We start from the raw sequence: 25,541 nt of genomic DNA on the forward strand, positions 1-25,541 counted from the left end.
CTATACAGGAGAAATAAGGTGCCTTTAGGGTCTTATTTTGCAAACTGAGACCTGGACAGCCGACTTCAAGCATATTTAAGACAAATAAGGCCCCGGAAGGGTCTTATTAACGAGGAAAATACTGATTTTGATAAAATAAGACCCAAAAAGTCCTCTATGGTTTGTTTTTCAAAATCAATTGTTCATTTTTGTAGAGAAAAGCAGAGGGAAGTGCAGCCGAGTTGAAACAATGGAAAGCTTATTTTAAATTTGTTAAGCCTTATACGAAGTGGATTATATTAACCCTGATCATCGGGATTTTGAAATTTGGGATTCCGTCCCTATTACCGCTCGTTCAGAAGTATGTAGTGGATGACATACTGCTCAATCAGGCCGTGGATATAACTGAAAAAATAAACCGGCTTTTGGTTGTGCTTGGAGGTACGTTCTTTTTATTCGTGATTGTCCGGGGACCTGTCGAATATGCAAGGCAATATTTCGCTCAGTTCATTACAGCCAAAATTCTGTTCGACCTGCGCAACAAGCTGTATGCCCATTTACAGCGGTTGTCGCTCCGCTATTATCAAAATACCAAAGTGGGTGAAGTCATCTCCCGCTTTATCAATGACGCCGAGCAAACGAAGAATATCGTAGAAGTCGGCATGATGAATGTATGGCTGGATTCGTTCACTTTGGTGTTCGTGCTAGGTTTCATGTTCTATCTTAACCCGCTGCTTACCCTTGTCGCGATTTCCATATTTCCGCTTTATGCCATCGCGGTCAAAGTGTTGTACAAGCGGCTGAAGAAGCTTACCAAGGATCGCTCCGCCGCGCTGGCCGGGATCCAGGCTTATTTGCATGAGCGGATCCAGGGGATCTCGGTGATCCGCAGTTTTGCGCTGGAACGCCACGATGCGCGGCAGTTCGAGGGGATCAACGGTAAATATCTTAGCAGGGCAATGGCGCACAGCCGATGGAATGCATGGACATTCGCCATTATAAATACACTAACAGATATTGCGCCGCTGCTTGTCATCGGATACGGGGGTTACCAGGTGATCCAGGGTCATTTAACGCTGGGAACGTTCGTTGCGTTTTTTGGCTATCTCGATCGGTTATATGCACCGCTGAAACGCTTGATCAACTCTTCCACAATCCTGACCCAAGCATCCGCTTCCTGGGAAAGGGTGCTGGAATTGCTGGAGGAGCCGTATGAAATGACGGATGCCAAAGGTGCAGAGGTGATGCCGGCCGGCACTCATGGTATTACTTTTGGGAATGTATGGTTTAAATATCAGGAGCAAGGGAACTGGGTGCTTAAAAATATTTCGCTGCAGGTCAACCCGGGGCAGACGGTTGCTTTTGTCGGGATGAGCGGAGGCGGAAAGTCTTCTCTTGTCGGCTTGATTCCTCGCTTCTATGACATCCAGAAGGGTACGCTGACGGTCGGAGGAAAGGATGTCCGGGACTGGACGATGGAAAGCTTGCGCAGCCGGGTTGGTATGGTGCTCCAAGATAACTTCCTGTTTAGCGGGAACGTGCGGGACAACATCAAACTGGGCAATCCCGAGGCGGATGACGAAGACATCGTAGCCGCGGCAAAAGCGGCGAATGCGCACGAATTTATCATGGCGCTGCCGCAGGGCTATGATACCGAAGTGGGCGAACGGGGCGTGAAGCTGTCCGGTGGCCAGAAGCAGCGGGTTGCCATTGCCCGCGTATTCCTGAAGGATCCGCCGATCCTCATTCTGGACGAAGCAACATCAGCGCTTGATTTGGAATCGGAGCATCTGATCCAGCAATCGCTCCAGGACCTGTCCAAGAGCCGGACCACGCTGATCGTTGCTCACCGCTTATCCACGATTACACATGCGGATCTTATTATCGTGATGAAGAATGGGGCGGTAGCCGAACGGGGCACCCATGAAGAGTTGATGGCCAAGCCGGAAGGCGTCTACGCGCAATTGTATAATATTCAAAACCTGAATCATCAGTAAATGGATCAAAAAGATGGATCGCCTCAGTTGCCGGAGTACCGGCACACTGGGGCGATTATTTTTTCTATATAAATAAATTGTAACTCAACTTTCGCAGCTTATTTTCGGTAGGTAAGCCTTGATGTAAATGGGTAAACCTGCAATCAGATTGCTGAAGTTATGTTTGGATAAGCGTTGTAATCATGCTGGAGCATACATATCGGAATTATTGAGGAATATTAGAGGAATCATGCAAAAGTGCAGTAATTTATTTATTAACCGGTTTGAAAGGGAAGCATTACTGCAAAAATACATCATTACTCCTCATTCTGAGTAACTTTATCTCTACAAGCCCAAAAATACTGCACAATTGCATCCGTTCCGCTAATATTACGTTGTCGTGGCTTAAATTAATGTAGTATTGCAGAAATTTAAAACGATATCAATATAATGAGATCGCAAGGTTACCAATACCCTCGACATTGTTGACGTCAAGCCGCGCAGTTGCGTGTTGCTTGCGCCAATGATAGCTACGGTATATTTAAGACTAGGGCTGGCCAAGGTTCTCAAGTTGCCCTTGCCGATAGCAGTAGTGGCAAAATACTAATTCTTTTAACCAGCATCATTGTAGGAATATTAATTATGTTTTCGCCAGTATTTATTACAGGATCTTATTATGACGTTAATAAAGTAATGGGAAATATTTTGAGTGCTGAAATGGTCGTTAGAACTCTGGCTGTAGTTATAAAGTTATTAACTATGTATGATGGTGTAAAGACATTTTTTAAAAAATAAAATATCCTGAATTTGAAGTAAGACAAAAGGCTGTCTTTTGAATGAATGTTCAAGAGACAGCCTTTTCCAATTATGCTTTACATTTTGCCGATAAACAACGAAAGGATTCCAGCAGCGATCAATGGGCCGACCGGCACGCCGCGGAAAAAGGCGACGCCAAGCACCGTGCCGATCAGGAGTCCGGCTACTACGGTAGGCTGGCTGCCCATCAGGGTGGCGCCTCGCCCGCCAAGCCAAGCGACCAGCATTCCTACAGCGATGGCGAGCAGAGACTTCCAATGAAAGAAGGAAGACCATAGGGTTTGAAGCGACAGCTTCCCGCTGGCGACGGGGGCCATTACGCCGATAGTCAGGATAATGATACCTACCGTAAGACCGTATTTCTCCAACCAGGGAAAGGCGTAATGCATATGGAGAACACGGATCAGCAGCAGGACAATCATAGCAACGGTGATCGGCATATTGCTGCTGAAAATTCCCAACCCGGCCATGAGCAAAAGTAAAAGTGATACAACATCGATTTGATTCATGTATGAAATTCTCTCCTTACTCCATTCCTATGGAGTCTATGCCTTATCGGATAACAGATCGCTGATATGCTCTGCGAGCAGGCGTCCGTGATCGCGTCCGGATTCGATGAATACTTCGTTTGCGTTGCGGCCGGAAGCGATAACGCCGGCGACATAGATGCCGGGGATATTCGTCTCCATCGTCTCCGGATTAAAGACCGGTTTCTCCATCTCGCCGGACATTTCCACGCCGGCGTCCAGCATCAATTTCCGATCCGGGCGAAAGCCCGTCAAAGCGAGGACGAAATCATTCGGAAGCACGGTTCTTTCCCGCATATCCACGGATTCTACGATAACTTCCCGTTTATGGATCTCGATCACTCTCGATTCCAGCAAAAGCTTGATTTTCCCCTTGTTTACCATGCTTTCAAACACAGGCTTCACCCAAGGCTTGACGGATTCGGACATCTCCTTGCCGCGGTAAACAACCGTAACCTCGGCATCCACACGGATCAATTCCATCGCGGCATCGACTGCGGAGTTACTGCCCCCGATGATCGCAACTTTCATCCCTGCATAAGGGTGGGCTTCCTGGAAGTAATGGGTTACTTTATCGGTATCTTCCCCAGGGATTCCTAAAATATTTGGATGGTCAAAATAACCGGTAGAAATGACTACATAACGAGTAGGGTATTCCCACTTTTCACCACTGCGGGTGATGGAATGAACGATAAAAGTGCCGTCCGGCTGACGTTCGATCCGGGTAGCTTCTTCGTAAGCGGCAATATGCACGCCGTAGTGTTGGGTAACCCGGCGGTAATAGGCGAGCGCTTCGTGACGGAAAGGTTTCTCGTTGGGAGAAACAAAAGGGATGTCGCCGATCTCCAGCATTTCTGCGGTACTGAAAAACTGCATATGTGTAGGATAGGAAAAAATCGAATGGACGAGGCAGTTTTTTTCAAGAATGAGCGTATGTAAGCCGCGCCGCTGACATTCGATGGCGGCGGATAGTCCGCAAGGACCCGCTCCGATGATTATGACGTCTTGCATGAGAGTCCTCCTAAAGTAAATTTGGTTGCCGAACATTAACATCCTACCGCAAACGCCAAAGAATATCCAGAGACGTGCCCTTTATAGGGCATGGCTTGTCCAGGGTATGACTTTTCTATGAAGATTTGCATAAATAGCGTTCAAATTTAAAATTTAAGGATACAATAGTATTGAAAGCGCTTCCTACCCATGAAAAATCCAAGTTGGGAGGTACCATTCATGTTATTCTGGATGAAAAATAACCGTAAGCGCAGTAAAGTCGCCGGTTCCCCTCCTGCCGTGCAGGTGTCGTTGGAAGAAGTAAAACAAGCCGTTCGAAAATATGAGACCGATATGCCGGAAGGAATTAACCGCAAATCCTTGCTGTTACCTGACGGAAGTCTGGATTTGCAACGATTGTCCCGTTATTTGGGCGGGGTGAGTGACCAGAAATTTTATTTGTCGCGTGAAACTTACGAGATTTTTGCAGAGGCAGACCGGGAAATTCCTTATTATCTGGATCTTGTACAGGTAGCAGTGGATACGTATATGGAGGAAACCGGCAAGCTGCCTGTCTTGAAACCGCAAGCGCCATATCAGGTTGATTTCAGGCTGCTGCATACGGAGCATTATCTCAAAGAGATACCACCTTTTCCGCTATATATCACGGATCAGGAAATGCTGCTCACGCACCGTCCCAAACAGGTAATATAGTAGGTTATAAAGATTTAACCTGATTTAAGCGCAAGCTCCGTAAAAGGAGATGCGCTTTTTTGTTTTGCCGAGGCGATTTGACAGGCAGTTTTACAATAGAGGGAGAGAGATATACAGAAATGGGGGAGTAGGTATGGAACAGATTAAAGCGGTTTTGTTCGATTTAGACAACACGCTCATGGACCGAGACCGGACTTTCCGGGGATTCGCCAGGCAATTAATAAGCGAACGGGTGAAGGTCAGCGGTCCGGAGGAGACGGAACGGATTATTGAATATATGATTGAGAGCGACGCGGATGGATACCGTCCGAAAGAGGGCTTTTTCAAGGAACTGATACAGGAACTGCCATGGATAGTCAAGCCGGATTTGACGGAGCTGAAGTCTTATTATGATAAAAACTACATGTCTCACGCCCGTATAATGGAGCATGCGGTTGAAACTTTAAAGGCTTGCCGTTCGCTGGGACTTAAGTTGGGTATCATTACGAACGGATTTAGTCATTTGCAGCATAGGAAAATTGATCTGCTGGAGCTGAGGGATCATTTCGACGCAATAGTCGTATCCGGTGATATCGGCATCAAAAAGCCGGATGAAAGAATCTACCGACTCGCATTGAAAAAACTTGGCGTCCGTGCGGAGGATACGGTGATTGTCGGCGATCATCCCCGCAACGACATCTGGGGAGCCGCTCAGATAGGAATCCGTGGGATATGGCTGCTTCGAAAGCACGTTTGGTCTCCTGATCTGGAGGGCGGCACACCTTGGCACACGATCAAGGAATTGGATGAAGTCGCTCCATTGCTTCAGGCATCCTGTTTAACGGCGAAGTGAATTTCAAGTACAGGTTGACAAATGTTTCCTGATTCGAATATGATGTAGACAAATCTTTTCAAGGAGGCTGGTAATTATGTACGGAGTAAACCAAACGGTATTCACAACAATCCAACATATGATTACGGTCTCTGAACGGGATAACTGTTAGCAGGCGTTTTTCGTTGTTTATCGGAACAACGATAGAACTGTCTTGACAATGGAATATTGCCGCAGGACCGTAACGGTCCTGCGGTTTTTTCGTCTCCGGAGTTTTATTTGCTGTTCTTGCGGAGATGAGGGCGCGGGTGCTTTTGGCCGCGTCTTTTTTGTTTTTATTGTCCCTTTGAAAAGAAGCAACTATATAGCGAATTGGAGGAATTCGATTTGAATTCAAAATTAAAAGTAAACAGTTTGCAAGATAACACCCTGGATATGAATATGCTCGGTTGGGGCCTTAGATGGGAGACGGCTTTTGCAGAGCTGAAGCTGGAAGATGCCGAACCTGGACGGATCGTAGCCGATCACGGGCATAAATACCGCGTAATTACAAAGCGGGGGGAAGGATGGGCCGAACTATCCGGGAAGCTTCAGCATGAGCTTCCGGACAGAAGCGACTATCCGGCTGTAGGGGATTGGGTAGCACTGCGGTATTTTTCCGACGGGGAAAAGGACGGCATGATCCATGGTATTCTGCCGAGATCCAGCCGGATATCCCGTAGGGCTGCAGGCTCGGTGCCGGTAGAGCAAATGATCGCCGCAAATGTTGACGTATTGCTGCTCGTGGCTGCACTGAATTTGGATTTTAATCTTCGCCGTTTGGAGCGTTATCTGGTTATGGCTTGGAATAGCGGAGCGAGTCCTGTCATTTTGTTGAGCAAGGCGGATCTTTGTGAGGATCCTGCACGTTTTGTAAGGGAAACGGAAAATATCGCTCCGGGAGTTCCGGTCATCGCGGTCAGTGCCGCCCAAGATCAGGGAAGAGAAGAGCTGGAGGCCCTGCTGCAGCCCGGCATGACCATTGCTCTAACCGGCTCTTCGGGCGCGGGCAAATCGACGATCCTGAACTGGCTCGCCAATGAGGAGGTCCAGCTTACCCAGGACATCCGGGAAAGCGACAGCCGCGGCCGCCATACGACGACTCACAGAGAAATGTTCGTGCTCCCGCAAGGAGCGGTGATGATCGATACGCCGGGAATGCGGGAACTGCAGCTATGGGACGATGCCGGAAGCGGCTGGTCCGAGGCCTTTAACGATATTGAAGAACTTGCTGCGCAATGCCGGTTCGGAGATTGCCTGCATGAGCGGGAAGCCGGATGCGCGGTGCAAGAGGCCGTAAACAGCGGCGAGCTGGACCGTAAAAGGCTTGATAATTACCGTAAAACCCGGAAGGAATTGAAATTCCAAGCCTCGAAGGAGCGGCAACGCCAGAGAAATGATCGGAGAACAAAAGGTAAAAAAGAGGCCCCTCGGGGGAAAGGGGAGCAGCGTAGACGTTTCGAGCAACAAATGGAATAATAAGGAATTAAAGGACGGCTTAGGTAGCAAGTCAGCGAACCGGAAGAAACATGTCGAACACTAAGAATCCTTGTCAGACGCGGCGTTTAGCCGTTTAAACCTCGAGAATCGGGTTAAATTAGGAGTAAGAACAAGGCAGGAAAAATGTTCCTGCTGAGAGATTACCTGATGGAGGATGAGGAATATGGCCATAGACCGGTTTATTATTAAGAAAATACAAACCTGCACCTATGAACCGATGCGTGTGAATCTGCTGCGTTTGTTGCTGATCCGGATCGAGAAGGCGATGCATGAAGAAGAGGCCCACAAGACGACAGCTTATTAACCGTCGCCCGGGCCTCTTTATTTTCATAAATCATAAATATGTCTGTAACATGCAAAGTGTTACGTGCTTTGCTTAATAAAGCGAAAGAGCCAAGGAATCAAACTCGCTCTTGCTGTGAAGGATCGCCTCGGAGCCTTCAATTTCGATACTGATCAATGAATTCAGGCATTTCTTCAAAGCTTGTTTTCCGGTGCGAATCTTATTTTCCAGTGCACTAGTCAGTAGTTTCAATGTACGTTGTACGGGTTGTTTGGTATCGGTGTTAAAATATACGGGAACTTGGTTGTCTTGGAAAGTTATTAAAATTTTCATAGCTAATCACCTCTATACAGTGGTCTCATAATACACATTGTAAAGCAGAAATCTTAAAAATAGATTAAGATTACATTATAATTCAATTAAGGTTTTGTGACGGGCAGCCAAAAATGATAGAATTCTATGGTTGCCTTTTCATTTTATTACGGATAAATACGAAAATAAGTTTCATACTGCGTAAAAAAATGTGATTCAGCTCCTAGATTAATGGGTACTTTGTAATAGATTACCATAAATTTCCGATCAACAGCATTTTAAACAGTGGTATGATTACAACATCCCGAAAAATAACAGTATATCAATTTATGTTCATAAAGAGAGAGCAATCGACGAATTGAAGCAAAGGAGGTTAATAGAATGATAGTAGCTAATACGTCGCAAGAATCAGCTTTAACGCTAGATTCAAAAGAATTATTTTATTTGGCGGATTTGCTGGGCGCGGATTGCCTGGACTGTATGGAGAATCCCTTTCGGGGATATTTGCAGAATGAAGCAACGGAGAACCGGGATGATGTCCGCGAATCTCTGATTGCAAAAGGCGTCATAAATAGAGCTGTGGGAGATATCGCAATTCCACAGGAGATGTTCTCCAGACTGGCCGCACTGTTGTTCTCGGATAAAGCCTGCTGGATGAAATACAAAACCGGAACGCAAATAAACGAAGAATTTTTACATATTACAAACGAGCGGGTCGTCACGCTGGAGAGGATGCCTGAGGATCCGACCCTCCACCGGATGGATGAGATTGGCGAGGTAAACAAAGCATGCGGGGTGCTGGCCGGCAAGCTGAAATGGAATATGCATACCCCGGGAGAATTACCGGCTCTACTGCTGTCCAGGCGTCAATTTGAAGAAATCGTGAAGCATTTGGATGAATTGGAGATGGATGATATTTTAGCGGAGTTGTCCAAAGTATCGGATGACCAAGAGGGAATCATTGCACTCGCCAAGTGCATGAAAACCAGCGTGTCTCACGGAGACCTAAGGTTCTATGCCCGTCATGGAGAGAACTGGGAGAGACAGAGCGCTAAATTTATCAATAATCATCATATGAACTGGCTGATCCGTACCAGTTCCAGAGAGGATGAGGATTGGCTGATCGCCACTCCGACACCGAGCGAGAAATTTCAAGAAATGCTGCAGCATTGGTTTCAGCAGCCAAGCGGACAAGGTCTTACGGAATAGATATATATTAATTACGTCTCCGGTGTAACCGGGTAATGGCATAATACAAGGAACAGCTCCGGGTCAGGGGCTGTTTTTTTGCATTTATTTTTTTTATTGTAATTATATTGACTGAATCGTGTATAGTGTATATATTGTATATATACATTAACGACAAAGTGAACAGTGATAAGGAAGGTGACCATGAACATTTTACTGTCTCCTTCTTCGGGCGAGCCGATTTATTTGCAGATTGTCAGACAGATGCGAGGGAGCATCTTGCAGGGAGAACTACTCCCTGGAACCCCGCTGCCGTCCATCCGCCAATTGGCGAAGGATTTGCAAATCAGCGTCATTACGACAAAACGCGCATATAACGAGCTTGAACAAGAGGGACTTATCGATTCCGTGGTCGGGAAGGGTTCCTTCGTGGCCGGAGGAAACCAGGAGTTTATCCGCGAACAGCGGATACGCATGCTGGAGGACAAAATCAAAGAATTGCTGGAGGAAAGCCGCAGCATTCCCGTCAGCGTGGATGAATTAATCGATTGGATCAGATTGCTGGAGAATGAGGGAGGTCCTGATAAATGAATGCAGTTGAAGTGAAGGGGTTATCCAAAAGCTATGGCGGCTATGCGATGAACGATATTTCTTTTCCGGTGCCGCGCGGTTATATTACGGGACTTATCGGGCCAAACGGGGCCGGTAAGAGCACGATTATCAAGGCAATTATGGGGATGATCGTACCTGACGGGGGAGTCATCACCGTGTTGGGTCAAAATGCCGGGGCGACGGAAGGAAATTACAAACAAGAAATCGGGTATATTTCGGACGAAAATATTTTTTACGAGTATTTGTCCATGGAACAGATGAAGCGGATTATCGCTCCTTTTTATGCCCGGTGGGATGAAGATCTTTACCTTAAATATATGGATTTGTTTGAATTGCCGTCCCGGAAAAAAATCAAGGATTGCTCCAAAGGCATGAAGACCAAATATGCGATCGCACTGGCTCTGTCGCATCATCCCTCGCTCCTGATCATGGACGAGCCGACGGCCGGTCTGGATCCTGTCTTTCGGCGGGAACTGCTCGACCTTCTGGCGGACTATATTTTGGAGGAGGAAAATACGATTCTTTTCTCATCGCACTTGACGACGGATTTAGACCGGGTAGCCGACTATGTGACGTTTATTGACCGCGGCCGGCTTGTATTTTCGGATAACAAAGATGAAATCTTGGAGAGATACTCGGTCGTCAAGGGCGCGAAGGAATTGCTGGACGGTGACATCCGTAAAGAAATGATCGGGATCCGCGAGACGGAGGTTGGATTCGAAGGGCTGTCCGGAAACCGGGATAAAGCGGTAAAGCTTTTCGGGGACAAAGTGCTTTATCAACGGCCTACCCTGGAGGATATTATGTATTTTACGTCTAAAGGGGGTAAACAGCATGCCTAAAATCATCTGCTTGGTTCGCAAGGATCTCATTCTTGTTCAGCGTTATTTATGGCTGATTGTAATCTATGCATTCATTTTTTCGGGATTTATCCAAAGTAATGATTCTGCGCTCCTATATGGATTGCTCCCGGGCCTGCTGCTCATTTTAGCGATCGGGACGGATATGAGACTGCCGAACCAGCAATTTCTGGTCAGCCTTCCGGTGAAACGAAATTATCTCATTTTTTCGAAATATGCGTCCTCCTTTATTTTTCTGATTTTGGGGATCGCTGTTTGCTTATTGATGAACATGGTCACGGATTTAGTGGATTACGGAACATTAAAAATAAACGCTTCGCTCGTAATCGGAACATTCATTTCCATGACGCTGTTTACGTCCATCTACTTGCCGCTCTATTATTGGCTCGGATTGAAGGGAGCCCAGTTTCTGAATATGGCGATGATGATCATCATTATGGTCAGCAACGGAGCGGTATCGTCATTGCTGGGCAGCGAGGACATGTCCCGACCGCTGGAATGGGTATCCGCCCATTCATTGGCAGCGAGCGTCCTTATTGCGAGCGCTACGGCGCTGGTGGTGTTTATATCGTATCAAATATCGCTTGCAATTTTCAGGAAAAAGGATTTGTAAGCTTGGCGGGTGATTAAACCGCACCTCTTTTTGGGTAATCTTGAGACAGGAACTTTACTAAGTCCTTAACCCATTTAATAATAGGAGCGTGTGGCATCATGGCTGAAAATCAAAGCAATCGTCAGCGTTTTCAGGGAAAGACAGCGATCGTGACCGGAGCGGGGTCCGGAATTGGCAAAGCGACGGCGATCAAGCTGGCAAACGAAGGGGCCAAGGTCGCGCTCTTTGATCTGATGAATGATCGCACCCGCACAACGGAACACCAGATCAACAATATTTACCGCGGCGTTTCGCGCGCCTTCGACGTGGACGTATCCGATCCGGTGCGGATGGAGGAAGCGGTGGAAGAGGTAGTCAAGGCGTTTGGCGGGATCGACATCGTGTTCGCTAACGCGGGAATCAACGGCGCTTTGGCCCCGGTGGACGAAATGAGCTTCGAGGACTGGGAAAAAACGATGCGCATTAACTTGAACGGCACGTTTCTGACCGTGAAATATACTGTACCTCACTTGAAAAAGCAAGGAGGAGGCAGCATCATCATCACCAGTTCGATCAACGGGAACGACCGTTTTGCCGGATTCGGGATGTCGGCGTACAGTACGACCAAGGCAGGGCAGGTCGCTTTTACGAAAATGACAGCCCTGGAACTGGCTAAGTTCAAAATCCGGGTCAATGCGATCTGTCCCGGAGCAATCGCTACGAATATCGATTCAACCTCCGAAATCAGCGAGGAGCTGGAAGAGATCATTATTCCGGTGGAATACCCTGAAGGGGCTCAGCCGTTGGCCGACGGTCCGGGGCAGCCGGAAAATGTAGCCGATTTAGTCGCATTCTTGGCTTCCGACGAGTCTGTACATGTAACCGGTGCGAGAATCGTAATCGATGGTGCGGAATCTTTGCTGTAACGGAGCATCTAAGTAGACATTAATAAAACCTTCAAGCCCCAGTAAAAGGGGGTTTGAAGGTTTTACTGTTTAATGGCAGGTTAAGAGCTGTTGTAAATGAGCCGGCTTCAGAATAAACGGTTCCCGGGAAACGTGATCCAAACTGAAGCCGGAGATCAGTTCAACGGCAGCGACCGGTTCGAACCGGTCGATCAATCCGCTGATATAGGCCAGCCAGCCGATGACGGCCTCGGGGCGTGTACCCGCAGCCCGCAAGCTGGCGAGTCCGAGATCTCCGTGGCGCTTGGCCAGCCGGCGACCGTCTTCGCCCAGCAGCAGCGGAGCATGCGCAAACGCCGGCGGTGTATAGCCCAGTGCGGTGTAAATCTCAAGCTGGCGCGGCGTCGAGTCCAGCAGATCGCCGCCTCGCAGCACATCGGTGATGCCCATCAGAGCATCATCGACCGTTACGGCGAGCTGATAGGAATACATCCCGTCCGCCCGCCGGACTACGAAATCACCGCCGCTGCCCGGCGGAAAGCTCTGCGGTCCGAATATACCGTCCAGGAATCGGACCGGTTCGTTTCCGATAGCGAACCGGAGCGACGGCGTCTTGCGGGCCTCCCGTTCCTGGCGCTCTTCGAGGCTTAGGCTGCGGCAGGTTCCGGGATACGGCGCACCTTCGGACGATAGTCCGTGCGGCGCTCCGGCCACGGCCAGCAGCTCGGCCCGGCTGCAATAACAAGGGTACAGCCTTCCGGCTTCCTGAAGTTTCCGAAGGGCTTCTTCATAATAAGACCCGCGCTGACTTTGCCAATAAGGGCCGCCGGCGGGATCGGTACCCGGGCCTTCATCCCAATCCAGCCCGAGCCATCGAAGGTCTTCCAAAATCCGCTCCGTAATTTCCGGTTTGGAGCGCTGTATGTCGATATCTTCAATCCGCAGGATAAATACCCCGCCCGCCGCCCTCATCTGCAGCCAGGAGAGCAGGGCGATTTTTGCATTTCCGAGATGCATGTCGCCGGAGGGCGTAGGGGCAAATCTTCCCCTTTTCATTGTGATTCACTTCCTTTAAAAACCGTCGGTCTCTTCAATTTGTTTGGGGCCATCCATTTTCTCGATCTCGATTTTCCGTATGCGGCTATCCTCCCGTTCCAGCACCGTAAAGCTGAACTCGCCATAATCGAGCCGGGTTCCTTCTTCAATATCGATGTCATGGCCGTAGACCCAGCCCCCGATTGTATCGGTATCGTCGTCCTCCAAATCCGTGAGCAGGAGATCATTGATGTGGGAGATCGATACTTTGCCGTCCACGATAAGATGATTCTTCTTGAGAATCGTAATTTCCTGCTCCTCTTCCGTATCGAATTCGTCGCGGATTTCGCCGACGATTTCCTCCAGTACATCCTCGATCGTGATCATCCCGGAGGTGCCGCCGTATTCGTCGATCAGGAGGGCGATATGGGAGCGTTCTTTTTGCATACGGGCAAGCAGCTTGGTCAAAGGGATGTTTTCCGAAGCGGTCATTACCGGCCGAACCAGCGAAGCTAGAGGAGCATCAGGCTGGTCTTCGTAATTCAAGAACAGCTGCTTCGTATTAATCACGCCGATAATGTCGTCTTTATTCTTACGGATGACGGGAAAACGGGTATATTGCTCCGATTTGATGATCTCCAGGTTTTCTTCCCGCGTTTTGTTGGCATAGAGACAGACCATATCTGTCCGCGGAACCATGATATCCTTGGCGGACAGCTCGTCGAACGCAAAGATTCGGCTCAAATAATTATATTCATTGCTGTTGATCTCTCCGTGCTCCAGACTTGCGCTGAGCAGCTCCTGAAGCTCCTCTTCCGAGTGCGCATCATCGCTCCCTGTTGTGGAACGTAGCCCCAGAATGGAGACGATACGGCCGGAAGAGCGATTGAGGAGCCAGACCAGAGGAGACATCATCCCGGTGAACCATAGCAGCGGCCGGGACGCGGCGAGGGCGAAGGACTCGCCTTTTTGGGCGGCCAGCATTCGGGGCACCGTTGCGCCTAGAACTACATGCAAATAAGTTATTACCAGAAATGCTATGGCAAAGGATAATACCGCTTCGAGCGTTTCCGGAAGCATGACCAGCCTGAAGAGGGGGTTCAGCCAAACTTGGGCCAACGGCTGCGCCAACCATCCGAGAAGAAGCGAAGTTACCGTGATGCCGAGCTGGCAGGCAGAGAGCGCCTGTTGCGGCCTGCGCATCAGTTTCACCAGTGCAGCCGCGGATCTGCGGCCCTCGCGAAGCAGCGTCTCCGCCCGGCCGGAACGCAAACCGCGGAGAGAAAACTCCGCGATGACGAAAAAAGCGGTCATCATGACCAGCAGAATAATCAGCAAGAAACTCCAAGGGGTTCCGTCCGGATTCATGATCGTTAAATTTCCCTCCCGTGACCGGCAAACCTTTTCTAATTATACAAGAGAGATTCCAGTGCATCAAAGAAAACACCGGGCTTTTCGAGTATGATAAAATGAGTTATCCGTGAAGGCTTGTTTATGCCGGATTGTTCGATTTTGAAATAGTGTAACCCCGTAAGGAGATAAAGATGAATACATTATCGATGCCTATAGATGAAGTGATACCTAGTCTTCGGGAACAATTGAATTCCGCCGGGGCCGCCGTGCTGATTGCGGAGCCGGGTGCGGGAAAAACGACGCGTACGCCGTTGGAGCTATTGAACGAGCCCTGGATGGAAGGACAGCAGATGATTCTGCTGGAGCCTCGCAGGCTCGCCGCCAGATCGGCCGCGCTCTATATGGCCGGGCAACTGGGCGAGCGAGTAGGGGAGACGGTGGGGTACCGGATCCGCACCGAGAGCAAGGTGTCCTCCCGTACCAGAATTACGGTGGTTACGGAAGGTATTCTCACGCGAATGCTGCAGAATGACCCGGCGCTGATCGGCACGGGCCTTCTGATCTTCGATGAATTTCATGAGCGCAGCCTGCATGCCGATCTGGGACTGGCGCTGGCGCTTCAGAGCAGGCAGCTGCTGCGCGAAGACTTGCGCATTCTAGTGATGTCCGCCACGCTGGACGCAAGTCCGGTGGCGGAGCTGCTCGGGAATGCGCCGGTGGTTCAAAGCCGGGGACGGATGTACCCGGTGGAGACGGTGTTTGCCGGCCGTCCGCAAGGGGAGACGCTGGAAGCGGCGGTCGCGCGGACGGTGCATCGGGCGCTGGCCGAGCATGAGGGCAGCGTCCTGGTCTTTTTGCCCGGCGCGCGTGAAATTCGCCGGGTCGAATCGGCGCTCGCGGGGCAGGTGCCCGCGGGCGTGACGGTGGCGCCGCTGTACGGCGCGCTGCCGCAAGAGCAGCAGCAGCGGGCGATCGGGGCGGCGCCGGATGGCGGGCGCAAGGTCGTGCTGGCCACGTCGATCGCCGAGACCAGCCTGACGGTGTCAGGCGTCACGGTCGTGATCGACAGCGGGCTGCGCCGGACCGCGCTGTTCTCGCCGCGCACCGGCATGAGCCGGCTCGTCACGGTGCGCGCCGCCCGCGATGCCGCCGACCAGCGGCGCGGCCGGGCGGGCCGCACGGCGCCCGGGACGTGTTACCGCCTCTGGACGGAGGCGGAGGACCGGGCGCTTGCGCCGAGCACGCCTCCGGAAATGCTGGAGGCGGACTTGACGCCGCTGGCGCTGGAGCTGGCGGCCTGGGGCGCCGAGTCCCCGGCCGAGCTGGCGTGGCTCGACGCGCCCCCGGCGGCGCCTTACGGCCAGGCCGTGCAGCTGCTGCGCCAGCTCGGCGCGCTCGATGCCGCCGGCCGCATCACCGGCCACGGCCGGCGTATGGCCGCGCTCGGCCTGCACCCGCGGCTCGCGCATATGCTCCTGCGCGCCCGGCCGCTCGGCCTTGGGCGGGCAGCATGCCGCCTGGCCGCGCTGCTGGAGGAACCGGGCCTCATCAAAGGCCCGACCGCGGGCAGCGACGGCGACCTGCGCAGCCGCCTCGCGATTCTAATGGCCGCCGGCGGAGATAGCGGCCATACCCATCATGCTACCCACAATGATGGGCATACGGCCGGCAGCGCGGACATCCAGCGGCTGCTTACGGTCAGCCGGCAGTGGGAGAACCGGCTGGAGGCTCAGCTGCCGGATTCGGTCGTTACCGATGCCGCCGGAGACTGGTGGAACATGTGCGGCCTACTCATTTCGTTTGCTTATCCGGATCGAATCGCCCGGCGCCGAGGAGACGGGAGGTACTTGCTGCGTTCCGGCAGAGGCGCGGCTTTTGCCCGCCAGCAACTGCTTAGCGCGGAAGACTTTCTGGCGATCGCCGAGGTGGATGACGAGGGCACGGAAGGCAGGATTCTTCTGGCTGCTCCGATGCAAGAGTCCTGGTTGACCGAATATTACGGGGACGAGCTGAAGGAAGAGAAGACGGCTGAATGGAACGAGGAAATCGGAGCCGTTCGGGCACGAATTATCTTGTCCCTCGGCGCTATCGTGCTGAAGGATCAACCGGATCCCAAGCCTTCGCCGGAGCTGGTCCTTCAGGCCCTGCTGCGAATCGTGGCGGAGCAGGGGCCAACCATTTTGCCTTGGAATGCTAAATCGAGGCAGCTTCAGGCCAGAATTCTGTTCTTGCGGCAGATGAATGAAGAACGATGGCCGGACGTCTCTGATGAAGCCTTGTCGCAGGAAGCGGCCGAATGGTTTGCTCCCTACGTGGCCGGCTTCCGCAAAAAGTCGGATTTGCAGACCTTGTCCCTACACCAAATCCTTGAAAATCGCCTTGGCTGGCAGCTGGTACAGGAGCTGAACGAAGAAGCTCCAACCCATTTGCTCGTGCCGAGCGGTTCAAAGATCCCGGTCCAATATGACGGGCCGCAAGCGCCCTATGCATCCGTGCGTCTCCAGGAAGTGTTTGGGATGATGGAGACGCCGCGGATTGGTTACGGACGGATTCCGATTACGCTGCATCTGTTGTCACCTGCCAGCAGGCCGGTGCAAGTGACGGCAGACTTAACCAGTTTTTGGAATAACACCTATTTTGAAGTGAAAAAAGACCTGAAGGGCCGATACCCCAAGCATTATTGGCCGGATGATCCCTTGGAGGCAACCGCGACCCGCCGGGTCCGTCCAGGGAATGGAAAATAGAAAAAGGGGACGGGTTTGAGGCTCGCAACCTAAGGGTAATGAAGGGAAACCAGTTTACCAGGAGGTTGATCCCTATGAGCAAAAAAATAGTCGGTGTTTTTGAAAGCGAAAGGGAAGCTACTGCTGCCATCGAAGCACTCCAACAGCAGGGATTTTCAGCGGAAGAGATTTCCGTGTTGTCCCGGGACCGCCGGGACCGTGAAGCGATCCAGGATGAGACAGGAAGCAAGGCGCCGGAAGGCGTAGCCGTGGGCGCGACGACAGGCGGTTTGTTGGGCGGCGTAGCCGGTCTGCTGGCAGGCATCGGAGCTCTCGCCATTCCCGGGATCGGTCCGGTCATAGCCGCAGGTCCGATTGCGGCGGCGTTGACCGGGATGGCTGCCGGGGCTGGAGCGGGCGGCCTTGCCGGAGGACTGATCGGTCTCGGTATCCCGGAAAATGAAGCGAAAGCGTACGAGTCCTATCTGGATGAAGGCAAGATTCTTGTCCTGGTGGATGAGGACAACCGCAGCAGCCATGTCTATGACACTTTCCGGAGTAATCGTTCGCTGAACTCGGATATTTACGCTGCCGGTCTGGTCGACCCGTACCGCGACGATCCTTCGAGTCGTTTGTAACCAATTATTGTAACTCATAAGACATCACGCCCGGGCGGCGTCTAATGGATCAAGTGGCCGGATTTGGCCTTCTCGACCCATTTGGCGGCCGCCTTATTTACGGACTTTTTGAGCCCAAGTCCCAAAGCGAGTGATAATCCCGCATAGAGCAACAATACATAAATGTCTCTGGTGACGATGTCCTGCACGCTCCCGCCGACAGCTTCCCGCATCAGGCTAATGCCGTACGTAAAGGGAAGGAAGGGATAGATCGCTTGAAAAAACGGCGGAGTCACCTGGATCGGGAATGTGCCTCCCGAGCCGGCTAACTGTAATACCAGCAGGACGATGGCCATCGCTTTTCCTACGTTCCCGAATACGGAAACGAGCGTATAAATGATGAGCATAAATACCGCGGCGAGCAGCAGCCCATACAGTACGAATCGGACCGGATCGGCGGCGTACGTGCCGAGAATCAGGAGGTCACCCACGGTTGTGAACACGGTTTGCAGAAGCGCCAACGTCAAGAAGGTGAGAAACCTCCCCAAATATTCGTGGTAACTGCGGATACCGTCAAGCCGGTCATGGACCTCGACGGTAAGCATGGATACAAGCAGCAATCCCCCGACCCAAACCGACAACGTCGTGAAAAACGGAGACATCGCCGAACCGTAATTCGGAATAGGGAACACCCGGTTCTCCTTCAAAATGACCGGCTCGGCGAAAAACTCACTTTCCTTGGCAAAATCCAGGCTTAGTAATCCGATCAGATCCTCCAAGGTTCCTTCCTTCTCGAGCGAGGTGATCCTCCGGGTTACTTCCTGGAGCTTTTTTTCGGCTGTCGGGAGTTCCTTGCGAATCTCCTCGGCCCCCTTAATAGCTGCAGTAAGCCCTTTTCCGGCATCGGTAAGCACCTTGTCGATGACGGGAAGATCACCCGTCGCTTCCTGAAGTAATTTCCCGGCATGGCTTGCTTCCTGCTTCAGTGTATCCATCGCCGATTTAATAGCGGGCTGAATGATATTGTCGAAGTTGCCGGACAGCCGGTTAAGCCGGTCGGCTGCCGATTCAGCCAAGCCATGCAGCTTGGTCAGCGCTGCTATTGCGGCGTCTTTAAGGCCTGGAGCGGCTCCGGTCTCAACGGCCGAGGAGCGAACGCCAGGGAAGAGACCGGCCATTTGATTGAATTCGCCGCCGGCTTGGCGAAGTTCGGCAACGGCTCCGGTCAGTTTGTTCCCGGGCGCCGAGGGCTCCAAACGTGCCAGCATGTCAGCGAGTGATTCGGCCATACCCGCCGCAACGGAAAGACCCTGGGTCAGATGCTCGGACTGCTGCGGGGTCAGCAATTCTTTACTTTCATCTTCATTGTCTTGTTCCAATTTCGCCAACAGAAGTCCGGTGGTACGGGATGCCAGGTCCGCCGCTTGCGTCAACTGGATAAGGGTATCTTTTACGATAGGAGAAGATGTCTCCAAAACCTCGCCGCCCCGGTTCAGAAAAGCTGAAGTGTTGTCGGCCCATTGCTTTCCTTTATCCGCCAATTCAGCGGCATGCGGCAGCTCATTCTGAACTTTGCCTACGATGTTTTGAGTGGCATGCAAATCATCTACAGCCGTCCCTGCTGCCTGGTTGATTTCCGGGTACAATTCCTGAAATCGCAATGCCAAGGTTTTCATTTTACGGATTAACGGAAGCTCCTGCTTTAGTTCTAGTCCGATCTGATTGAAGATGCTGAAGATCGCCCCGTTAGCCGTTTTGATGAAATTCCGGTTTACTTCGCTGGTGACAGAGCTCGCGCCCTTGGCGGTGATTTTCGGAGCGACCGCGTTTATTTTTTCGTTCACATAATACAGAATCTCTGCTTTCTCCGGGGTCGGCGTTAATACCGAAGCAATCCGCGCGGAAAAGGAATCGGGAATCACGATTACGGCGTAGTACTGCCCTCTTTTTAATCCTTTCATCGCTTTATCTTCGCTGGTGAATATCCATCCTATATTATGATTTTCTCGAAGTGAGGAGATGATTTCATCGCCGATCTTCAAGGATTGTCCCCTCAAAGTCGACCCTGCATCCTGGTTTACGACCGCAACCCGAATCCCGGAAGTTTGGCCGTAAGGATCCCAGGAAGCTTTTATATTGAACCAGGCATAGAGCGAAGGGAGGATGATCAATCCGCCTATAATCACCGCCGCAGCCCAGTTCGTGACGATTCCTCGCAGATCTTTTATATAAATTGCAAATATCGGTTTCATGAGAGGCCCCGTTTCGTCTTTTGAGCGCTAGTATCCCACCAGGACCCCTAATCCATTCGAATAGATACCGCTTTCAAAATTTCTATTGACGAGTGGGAGATGCTTGATTTATGATTAGCACATAACAAAAAACCGATTTCATATGGCGTGTTACCGTTACTGCTAATGGGCATGAGCCAAGGAAAGCTGACCTAGTTCAATAGGCTTCTTTTCTTGGCTCTTTTTATTGCCTTTTGAAAATAATACATCGACTCGCCAGGCATAATATTAAACATCATGCAACATGCAATCGGTATAAAATAGTGGGGATTTAGCCGTTGTTTTACACTGCAGTCACTCACTCAATTCGGATAGGAGGGTCCAAAAGATGTTTTCAAAATGGAGAAAGAAATCTGCTGAGTCTAAAGTTGTAGAGGTTGCCGCGCCGGTTACAGGGCGGGCCGTTCCTTTGTCGGAGGTTCCCGATGAGGCTTTTGCCGGAGGGCATATGGGGCAGGGGATCGCTATTGAGCCTGAGGAGGGGAAACTGATTGCGCCGTTCGACGGGACCGTGGTCCATGTCATTAAGTCCAGTCACGCGGTAATGGTTGAGAATGCTGAAGGAATGCAATTTTTGTTCCACATCGGGATCAACACGGTGTCTTTAAAAGGGGAAGGTTTTAACTCCCATGTGTCTACGGGAGATAAGGTGAAAGCAGGGCAAGTCCTGATCGAGTTCGACATCTCGAAAATCAAAGAAGCAGGATATCCGGTCATCACCCCGATCATTGTTACAAACGCTGACGAAGTGGCTAGCGGACTAGAGACACTCACCGGACCTGTGACAACAGGCAGAGATGTCATTTTAAAAGCGGTTTTGAAGTCTTAGATAGTACTACAAAAAGGAAAGGATGATTTGGAATGTTGGCTTTTCTTCAAAAAATCGGGAAGTCATTGATGCTACCGGTAGCAACGTTACCAGCGGCAGCAATCCTGAATCGCTTCGGCGCCGTTGATTACATCAAAGATTTTCACTTCGGAGATAGTGTTGGGGGGTTCTTTAATACTTACATCGCCCCGTTTCTGACTGCGGGCGGGGGCACGATCTTTGACAACCTGCCTTTAATTTTTGCAGTCGGTGTTGCGATCGGGCTTGCGGGTGACGCCGTTGCGGCTTTGTCAGCCGTCATTGGACAGTTAATTTTACTTAAAGTGCTTGCTATCGTACCGGGAATATTTCCGGGCTTAATGCAAGCAGGCGCGGATACTAAATTGAACATGGGTGTTCTCGGGGGTATCTTTGTAGGTTGTATCTCAGCTTTTCTATACAATAAATATCATAAGATCAAGCTTCCGGATTGGCTCGGCTTCTTCGGAGGCAAACGTTTCGTTCCTATGGTAACCGCTTTTACAATGATTTTCGTTGGTTTGATTTTCGGTTTGATCTGGGGGCCGATTCAAAGTGTTCTGGATACCTTCGGCAACTGGGTTACAAGCCTTGGCGGGGTAGGATCCGCAATTCATATTGTTGCTAACCGCCTCCTCGTACCATTTGGACTGCATCACATTATTAACTCGATCGTTTGGTTCCAAATCGGCGACTTCACGAACGCTGCAGGCGATGTTATTCATGGTGACTTGTATCGTTTCTTCGCGGGAGACAGATCAGCAGGTATGTTCATGACAGGGTTCTTCCCGGTTATGATGTTCGGTCTTCCAGCAGCAGCATTCGCTATTATCCATACAGCTAAACCAGAAAGACGTAAAACGGTTGCGTCTATCTTCGTGGGTGCTGCATTTGCTTCTTTCTTGACGGGTATTACTGAACCTCTGGAATTTGCGTTCATGTTCGTTGCTCCTGTTCTTTATGGTGTGCACGTCGTATTATCCGGTATCGCAGCGTATGTTACTACCGCGCTTGGCATGAAACTTGGATTTGGTTTCTCGGCCGGTTTCATTGACTATGCGATAAACTACGGAATTTCTACAAAACCGCTGTTACTCATTCCAGTGGGTCTCGTCACCGCCTTGGTATACTATGTGTTGTTCCGCTTCCTTATTGTGAAGATGAACCTGAAAACACCGGGCCGTGAAGATGATTTTGATGATGTTGAGGTTGTAGAAGAAGAAACAACTTCTGGTGGAGCTGTATCTTCAAACAGCCGTTCTGCTCAAATCTTGACTCAACTTGGCGGACCTAGCAACATCGAATCCGTGGATGCTTGTATCACACGTCTGCGTCTTATCGTTAAAGATGAGAAGATTGTAAACGACGCCGGATTGAAAAAGCTTGGTGCTTCCGGGGTTATGAGGCTCGGCAAAGGTGCTGTTCAGGTCGTATTTGGACCACAATCCGAAGGAATCAAGGATGAAATCAAAACAATGCTGTAAAATTAGATAAGGCTAAGCAAGGCCTCTGTAAGCAGGGTGGATCAAGATCCACCCTGCTTTTTAATGTGCAAAGGGGCTTTTTCTTGGATTAAGTACGCGAATAAAACGATAACGACTCATTTGTGATGGGAATCACAAGCGGGGCGGAAGAGGCATCATACAATAAGTTTAGAGGTGTTTACCTGTAAAAGGAGGAAGCCGTATGATCGAGAAATTAACGAAACGCACTCTTGCCCTCGCCATTACAGCGGCTTTAGTCGTACTGCCGGCTTGCGGTAAGATTGGAGATCAAAATGCTATAGGTCAGGCCGGGAAAGGTCCTGTTAAGCAATTTACAGTTCACGCCCGCAGCACGGGCTATGATATGACGGAGATTAAAGTCAAGCAGGGGGATACCGTAAAGATCACGCTCAAAAACGAACAAGGCATGCACTCGCTGAAAATTAAGGGATACAATAAGGAAGTAAGAGGCGGAAAGACTATTACGTTCGTAGCGGATAAAGCGGGGAAGTTTGTGTTTTCCTGTAATATCTCTTGCGGCAAAAATCATAAGGCCATGACAGGGAAGTTGATCGTCAAATAAAAGGGGAATGGGCTGAACTAAATAATCAATGCGGGCAAAATATAGACTGAGCTAATGTGAACTGATGGGGACAAGTACGTAAAATGTTCCTTCGATCGTTGTTGGTTCCAGATTTCTTGATATTATCAATTCTTAAGGGGTAGAAATCCGGAACCAAAGGCGAACGCTCCGCTTCTGACGGAATCATTTTACTCCCTTGCCTGCATCAATTTCTAAACTCAGTCTATATAATTGATTTTTTAGTTCAGCAAGGGAGAAAAGTAAAAAAGCACCTGCAACGGCTTTCGCACGTTGCAGGTGCTTTTTTTGTTTAAAATCCCAACTCACGTTTGGCTTCCGGTGACATCATTTCCGGGGACCAACGGGGTTCCCAGACCAGATCGACATCGACGACAGCGACGTTCAACTGATCCTCTATCACGTATTTGACACCCCCGACAATCGTGTCATGCATCGGGCATCCCGGGGTAGTGAGTGTCATCTGTACATAAATTTGATCACCCAGATCCCGGATGTCGAAGACAAGCCCTAGATCGACAATGTTGACGCCCAGCTCGGGGTCATAAACTTCTTTTAGCATTTCGCGAATTTGTGCAGTGCGGTCCATTTTTGAGCCCTCCATAAAAATATAGTTTATTGGATCAAGGGATTAACGCGAGAAGACGAGTGCAATCAACGCAATATAGGCAAGCGAGACTAGTGAGAACAAGGCGCCGAATAAGGCAATCACCCACGAAGAGTTCAGGGCGATGCCGACCAGAACGGCCAATTGGGTGCATGCGATAAGAGTGAGCCCGAGATTTGCTTTTTTCTCGTTCAACAGATCGGCCATGACCGGTGTACCCGGCTTTCCGACCTGCTTGCCGTATTTGTGGGTCCACCAAAGGAACGGAACGATCTTGGAAGCATAACAGAGAATCATAAAGGATACCCAGCCGTTCAGATAGACCCAGCCGATCATCAGCATCGTTCGTGTGTCCATCAGTTGATCAGGGGCGGTTGCAAGCTTCACCAGAAGAGCCGCGGCAAACACCGCGAACAGTTGGTTCCCGTAAATCGTCCAGCCAATTCCGGCCCCAGGATTTTTCTTATGCCGCTTATTGCGGATTTGCAGCAGGTGGATATTGTAGGCAATCAGCGCCAGCATAATGATGACCAGGGCGGTCCAGGTCAGCCATATCGTCGTCCCGATGAGGAGCGAAACAGCTCCGAGCAGTACGCCGAGATTCCATAATCCGGGCGTTACCCATTGAAGGCGGGTGTCATATTCATGCGACAAGTAAAACATCGGCAACAGCTTGTAGCTAAAGCCGGTGATCAAAAGACCGAACCAGCCGAGCGTTCCGAGCCAGATGTGTGTGTGGAACAGGTTCTCATGCAGATCGCCCAACCAGCCGGTGGCGAAGTCAAGCCCCATGGTCATGCCGGAGAGACCGGTTAGCAGCAGGTAAAAAACGGCGCAAGTAGTGCTGATTGTAATCGCATCCCACTTGGCCGCGCGGAACAAGGTACATGCCATATTCCAAACGAACAGAACCAGCCCGATAAATGCGAGAGTCGCAAATCCGGCAATCCAAGAAATCTCTCCTTGAATAAAGCCGAACAGTAACCCGAATAGTCCAATCGTAAAACAGAAGTAGTGGATATAACCCAGCCGTTCGCTATAAATCGTAGTCTGCAAAATTACGTTGATTAGCTGGTAGACTGCTCCCATAGCGAGCATGGATGCCCATCCCAGAACAAACAGATGAACGTGAAACCAGCCGGCCGGCCCCCGGATGTCATCGCCGATCCAAGCGGTCAATGACATCAGCGAGGTGGCATGGAATAATATGAATCCGAATATGCCCGTAATAATAAACAGGAAAGGGAGGCGGGACATTTTTGACACGATGTTCAACCCCCTATGCTTTTGTGATAGTTACGATAGCCGATCCATCCGGTTGTTCTTCAACAGTGAAAGGGCAGCCCAGACTGTTCAATTCCTCGATCAAAAAAACGGGTACCCGGTCATTATGGATCCGGACCTGATCTCCGGGCTTGCAGCGATTCACCGCGGCAAGCGTTCTTACCATCGGCTGCGGGGGCTCTAGGCCTCGGTTATCAAGCTCGATCAGCTTGGATTGCCGTTCCTCGGGCACGGGTCCGTTGCACTCTGTTGATGCTTGGTTTATCGTATCCTGGGAAGCAAGGTCCTCGGAATTCGACTCGTCGAGCCATTGTTTATTTTTTTTGCTTACGAAGGTAGTAATCCAGTGCTCCTTGTTTTCCTGCTGGACGGCTTTTCCGACGAGGCTTTTCATTTTGAGGAAGCCCAGCAATGGAGTTGGCTTGAACGTGGCGTGCAAGACGAAAATATCGTCCGATTCCAGCGTTTTGACGGTATCCATAATGAGCTGGAACGGCTCCAGCTTGTTACGCAGCTGCTCTCTAACATCCAATTCAACGATTTTGGCATCTTTTCGATCCATCATGAATCACCTCTTCTTCATTATAAAACGCAC

Annotated in this window: 26 protein-coding genes; 16 read left to right on the forward strand and 10 right to left on the reverse strand. The window is 50.5% G+C overall.

Annotation, left to right across the window (positions count from 1 at the left end):
* Positions 1 to 221 precede the first annotated feature (221 nt).
* Both NYE70_RS03270 and NYE70_RS03275 read left to right on the forward strand, forming a co-directional pair.
* On the forward strand, positions 222 to 1,976 hold the full coding sequence (locus tag NYE70_RS03270; protein ID WP_341044960.1) for an ABC transporter ATP-binding protein: 1,755 nt from the start codon (positions 222 to 224) through the stop codon (positions 1,974 to 1,976).
* A 483-nt stretch (positions 1,977 to 2,459) separates the two neighbouring features.
* Positions 2,460 to 2,750: a hypothetical protein gene (locus tag NYE70_RS03275; protein WP_341044961.1), complete on the forward strand. Its 291-nt coding sequence runs from the start codon at positions 2,460 to 2,462 to the stop codon at positions 2,748 to 2,750.
* A 77-nt stretch (positions 2,751 to 2,827) separates the two neighbouring features.
* Here NYE70_RS03275 and NYE70_RS03280 read toward each other — a convergent pair whose 3' ends face one another.
* A complete protein-coding gene (locus NYE70_RS03280) occupies positions 2,828 to 3,280 on the reverse strand; it encodes a DUF441 domain-containing protein (RefSeq protein ID WP_213654177.1) in 453 nt (150 codons plus the stop codon).
* 36 nt (positions 3,281 to 3,316) lie between these two features.
* Positions 3,317 to 4,309 (reverse strand): YpdA family putative bacillithiol disulfide reductase, encoded by a 993-nt coding sequence (locus tag NYE70_RS03285; RefSeq protein ID WP_213654178.1) that lies wholly within the window; start codon positions 4,307 to 4,309, stop codon positions 3,317 to 3,319.
* 219 nt (positions 4,310 to 4,528) lie between these two features.
* Here NYE70_RS03285 and NYE70_RS03290 point away from each other — a divergent pair, with 219 nt between their 5' ends.
* The 4 genes from NYE70_RS03290 (at position 4,529) to NYE70_RS03305 (ending at position 7,656) form a co-directional block, all read left to right on the forward strand.
* Positions 4,529 to 5,002 (forward strand): DUF3939 domain-containing protein, encoded by a 474-nt coding sequence (locus NYE70_RS03290; RefSeq protein WP_211021452.1) that lies wholly within the window; start codon positions 4,529 to 4,531, stop codon positions 5,000 to 5,002.
* A gap of 133 nt (positions 5,003 to 5,135) precedes the next feature.
* The gene (locus NYE70_RS03295; RefSeq protein ID WP_341044962.1) at positions 5,136 to 5,834 is read left to right on the forward strand and encodes an HAD family hydrolase; all 699 of its coding nucleotides are present in this window, start codon (positions 5,136 to 5,138) and stop codon (positions 5,832 to 5,834) included.
* Between the two features lie 408 nt (positions 5,835 to 6,242).
* Positions 6,243 to 7,331 (forward strand): ribosome small subunit-dependent GTPase A, encoded by a 1,089-nt coding sequence (rsgA, locus tag NYE70_RS03300; RefSeq protein ID WP_445323826.1) that lies wholly within the window; start codon positions 6,243 to 6,245, stop codon positions 7,329 to 7,331.
* A gap of 184 nt (positions 7,332 to 7,515) precedes the next feature.
* The gene (locus tag NYE70_RS03305; RefSeq protein ID WP_211021454.1) at positions 7,516 to 7,656 is read left to right on the forward strand and encodes a hypothetical protein; all 141 of its coding nucleotides are present in this window, start codon (positions 7,516 to 7,518) and stop codon (positions 7,654 to 7,656) included.
* A gap of 72 nt (positions 7,657 to 7,728) precedes the next feature.
* Here the strand turns inward: NYE70_RS03305 and NYE70_RS03310 are convergent, their stop codons facing one another.
* Positions 7,729 to 7,968 (reverse strand): hypothetical protein, encoded by a 240-nt coding sequence (locus tag NYE70_RS03310; protein WP_211021455.1) that lies wholly within the window; start codon positions 7,966 to 7,968, stop codon positions 7,729 to 7,731.
* Positions 7,969 to 8,328: 360 nt separating this feature from the next.
* Between NYE70_RS03310 and NYE70_RS03315 the strand changes: the two genes are divergently transcribed.
* The 5 genes from NYE70_RS03315 (at position 8,329) to NYE70_RS03335 (ending at position 12,125) form a co-directional block, all read left to right on the forward strand.
* Positions 8,329 to 9,156: a hypothetical protein gene (locus NYE70_RS03315; RefSeq protein ID WP_341044964.1), complete on the forward strand. Its 828-nt coding sequence runs from the start codon at positions 8,329 to 8,331 to the stop codon at positions 9,154 to 9,156.
* Positions 9,157 to 9,339: 183 nt separating this feature from the next.
* A complete protein-coding gene (locus tag NYE70_RS03320; RefSeq protein ID WP_211021457.1) occupies positions 9,340 to 9,726 on the forward strand; it encodes a GntR family transcriptional regulator in 387 nt (128 codons plus the stop codon).
* On the forward strand, positions 9,723 to 10,589 hold the full coding sequence (locus NYE70_RS03325) for an ABC transporter ATP-binding protein (RefSeq protein ID WP_341044966.1): 867 nt from the start codon (positions 9,723 to 9,725) through the stop codon (positions 10,587 to 10,589). Before NYE70_RS03320 ends, NYE70_RS03325 begins: the two co-directional genes overlap by 4 nt.
* Positions 10,582 to 11,220, forward strand: a complete 639-nt coding sequence (locus NYE70_RS03330) for an ABC-2 transporter permease (RefSeq protein ID WP_290405896.1) — start codon at positions 10,582 to 10,584, stop codon at positions 11,218 to 11,220. The genes NYE70_RS03325 and NYE70_RS03330 overlap by 8 nt, the downstream gene beginning before the upstream one ends.
* Before the next feature lie 98 nt (positions 11,221 to 11,318).
* A complete protein-coding gene (locus NYE70_RS03335) occupies positions 11,319 to 12,125 on the forward strand; it encodes an SDR family oxidoreductase (protein WP_341044967.1) in 807 nt (268 codons plus the stop codon).
* Between the two features lie 69 nt (positions 12,126 to 12,194).
* Here NYE70_RS03335 and gluQRS read toward each other — a convergent pair whose 3' ends face one another.
* Positions 12,195 to 13,160, reverse strand: coding sequence for a tRNA glutamyl-Q(34) synthetase GluQRS (gene gluQRS, locus NYE70_RS03340; RefSeq protein WP_341044968.1), 966 nt, complete (start codon positions 13,158 to 13,160; stop codon positions 12,195 to 12,197).
* Between the two features lie 15 nt (positions 13,161 to 13,175).
* A complete protein-coding gene (locus tag NYE70_RS03345) occupies positions 13,176 to 14,507 on the reverse strand; it encodes a hemolysin family protein (protein WP_341044969.1) in 1,332 nt (443 codons plus the stop codon).
* 176 nt (positions 14,508 to 14,683) lie between these two features.
* On the opposite strand from NYE70_RS03345, the gene hrpB reads away from it, so the two are divergent.
* A complete protein-coding gene (gene hrpB / locus NYE70_RS03350) occupies positions 14,684 to 17,236 on the forward strand; it encodes an ATP-dependent helicase HrpB (RefSeq protein ID WP_341044970.1) in 2,553 nt (850 codons plus the stop codon).
* Between the two features lie 74 nt (positions 17,237 to 17,310).
* Complete coding sequence (locus NYE70_RS03355) at positions 17,311 to 17,853, forward strand: general stress protein (RefSeq protein WP_213654184.1); 543 nt, start codon at positions 17,311 to 17,313, stop codon at positions 17,851 to 17,853.
* 41 nt (positions 17,854 to 17,894) lie between these two features.
* On the opposite strand, the gene NYE70_RS03360 is transcribed toward NYE70_RS03355, so the two are convergent.
* The gene (locus NYE70_RS03360) at positions 17,895 to 20,084 is read right to left on the reverse strand and encodes a YhgE/Pip domain-containing protein (protein WP_341044971.1); all 2,190 of its coding nucleotides are present in this window, start codon (positions 20,082 to 20,084) and stop codon (positions 17,895 to 17,897) included.
* Between the two features lie 367 nt (positions 20,085 to 20,451).
* Between NYE70_RS03360 and NYE70_RS03365 the strand changes: the two genes are divergently transcribed.
* From NYE70_RS03365 to NYE70_RS03375, 3 genes are all read left to right on the forward strand, one after another.
* Complete coding sequence (locus NYE70_RS03365) at positions 20,452 to 20,952, forward strand: PTS sugar transporter subunit IIA (protein ID WP_341044972.1); 501 nt, start codon at positions 20,452 to 20,454, stop codon at positions 20,950 to 20,952.
* Between the two features lie 32 nt (positions 20,953 to 20,984).
* A complete protein-coding gene (locus NYE70_RS03370) occupies positions 20,985 to 22,454 on the forward strand; it encodes a PTS transporter subunit EIIC (RefSeq protein ID WP_211021467.1) in 1,470 nt (489 codons plus the stop codon).
* A 202-nt stretch (positions 22,455 to 22,656) separates the two neighbouring features.
* Entirely contained in the window at positions 22,657 to 23,037 is a 381-nt protein-coding gene (locus NYE70_RS03375; RefSeq protein ID WP_341044973.1) for a cupredoxin domain-containing protein, read from the forward strand.
* Between the two features lie 183 nt (positions 23,038 to 23,220).
* On the opposite strand, the gene NYE70_RS03380 is transcribed toward NYE70_RS03375, so the two are convergent.
* Genes NYE70_RS03380 through NYE70_RS03395 form a run of 4 tightly spaced genes read right to left on the reverse strand, consistent with a single transcriptional unit; the run spans position 23,221 to position 25,508 of the window.
* Positions 23,221 to 23,364, reverse strand: a complete 144-nt coding sequence (locus NYE70_RS03380) for a hypothetical protein (protein WP_341044974.1) — start codon at positions 23,362 to 23,364, stop codon at positions 23,221 to 23,223.
* Positions 23,348 to 23,644 carry a metal-sulfur cluster assembly factor gene (locus NYE70_RS03385; RefSeq protein WP_211021469.1) on the reverse strand — a complete coding sequence of 99 codons (297 nt, stop codon included), beginning with the start codon at positions 23,642 to 23,644 and terminating at the stop codon, positions 23,348 to 23,350. The genes NYE70_RS03380 and NYE70_RS03385 overlap by 17 nt, the downstream gene beginning before the upstream one ends.
* A 42-nt stretch (positions 23,645 to 23,686) precedes the next feature.
* Entirely contained in the window at positions 23,687 to 24,919 is a 1,233-nt protein-coding gene (locus NYE70_RS03390; RefSeq protein WP_341047497.1) for a hypothetical protein, read from the reverse strand.
* Positions 24,920 to 24,941: 22 nt separating this feature from the next.
* Positions 24,942 to 25,508, reverse strand: a complete 567-nt coding sequence (locus tag NYE70_RS03395; protein WP_445323827.1) for a DUF2249 domain-containing protein — start codon at positions 25,506 to 25,508, stop codon at positions 24,942 to 24,944.
* Positions 25,509 to 25,541 lie beyond the last annotated feature (33 nt).

The organism is Paenibacillus sp. FSL R5-0407, from assembly GCF_038009185.1.
Taxonomy (GTDB): domain Bacteria; phylum Bacillota; class Bacilli; order Paenibacillales; family Paenibacillaceae; genus Fontibacillus; species Fontibacillus vini.